Source organism: Micromonospora sp. U56 (assembly GCF_018070095.1).
Taxonomy (GTDB): Bacteria; Actinomycetota; Actinomycetes; order Mycobacteriales; family Micromonosporaceae; genus Micromonospora; species Micromonospora purpureochromogenes.
The window spans coordinates 1-1,598 of sequence record NZ_JAGPYL010000245.1; the positions used below are offsets into that span (position 1 = coordinate 1).

The 1,598-nt window shown below is 67.8% G+C and carries 1 protein-coding gene; it reads left to right on the forward strand.

What is annotated here, in order from left to right; all coding sequences use genetic code 11:
* Window positions 1-77: 77 nt before the first annotated feature.
* Window positions 78-1,522 (forward strand): IS3 family transposase gene (locus KBX37_RS33770; RefSeq protein ID WP_210779873.1). Its coding sequence is split into 2 segments (ribosomal slippage): window positions 78-447 and window positions 447-1,522, totalling 1,446 coding nucleotides; the frame shifts between segments, so codons are not numbered across the junction.
* Window positions 1,523-1,598 lie beyond the last annotated feature (76 nt).

The window sequence follows — 1,598 nt, forward strand, 5'->3', positions numbered from 1 at the left end:
CCCTGGGTGTCAGGGTTGGGTGAGTCCAGTGGTTCAGAGCAAGTAGCCCTCCCGGGGCGAGGATGGATCTTCCTTCGATGACGATTCCCAGCACAGATATGTCCGTCAGGCACGATGGGGTCATGGCGACGGAAGGACCTCGATCAGACCGGCCACGGCGGCGGTCGTTTCCTCCGGCGGAGAAGCTGCGGCTGCTCGCCGAGTACGAACAAGCCGTGGCCGACGGCGACGGCAACGGGTATCTGCGCCGTAACGGCTTGTACTCGTCGTTGATGAGTGAGTGGCGCCGCGCCCGTGATGCCGGCCTGCTCGAGGCGAAGAAGCCCGGTCAGAGCGTCGGACGCCCGAGTGGGGAGCAGGCCGAGATCGCCCGGCTGCGCCGCCAGTTGGAGCTGGCCAACCGCAAGATCGCCCGGACCGAGGCGGCGTTGGACATCATGGGAAAAGCACACGCGCTCTTGGCCGAGATCTCCGAGAGCGCGGACACCGACACCAAGCCGACCAAGCCCTGACCGACGCCCACACCCAGTTGCTCGCCGCGGCGACGTCGACCCGCAATGCGGCCCGGTTGACCGGGATCGCCCGCAGCACCGCCCACCGACGCGCCCGCACCCCTGATGGGCGTTCGCCGGCGCCGCGGCCGGCGCCGGCGAACCGACTGTCCGACGTTGAACGCGCTCACGTTTTGGCGGTGCTCGACAGCGACCGGTTCGTCGACACCACCCCGACCGAGACATTCGCGACGCTACTCGACGAGGGCGTCTACCTGGCCTCGATCTCCACCCTCTACCGCATCCTGCGCACCAACGATCAGGTCGTCGACCGGCGCCGCCAGGCCCGACACCCCACCCGGGCCCGTCCGGAGCTGACCGCGACCGGGCCGGGGCAGGTGTTCACCTGGGACATCACCAAGCTCCCCGGCCCGGCCAAGGGCGTCTACTACGACGCCTACGTCATGATCGACATCTGGTCGCGATACATCGTCGGACATCATGTCGCCGCCAGAGAAAGCGCCGAGATCGCCCACGACTTCATCTCCGAGATCATCACCCTGCACGGCGTCCCGCAGGTCGTGCACGCCGACCGCGGCACCTCCATGACCTCCACACGCGTCGCCACACTCCTGGCCGACCTGCACGTCACCCGCACGCACTCCCGACCCCGGGTCAGCAACGACAACCCGTTCTCCGAAGCCGCGTTCAAGACCGTGAAGTACCACCCCACGTTCCCCGAACGCTTCGGATCCCTGACCGACGCCCGCGCGTTCTGCGACACGTTCTTCGCCTGGTACAACCACGAACACCACCACGCCGGCATCGGGCTGCACACCCCCGCCGACGTCCACTACGGCCACGCCGCGACTCAACAGAAACAACGCGAACAGGCCCTCGACACCGCCTGGACCGCCCACCCCGAACGCTTCTCCCGCCGGCCCAGACCGAAAGCGCTGCACCTGCCCGACGCCGTCTGGATCAACCCACCCGAACCGGCAACCGATCAACCACTACCCCAAGCGGCGTAACACCCACTGGTCCCACCGACCTTGACAAGTTCCGGAGCGTCGGCAGCCGGCAACGCTCAGCCCTGCGGCCCTTCCG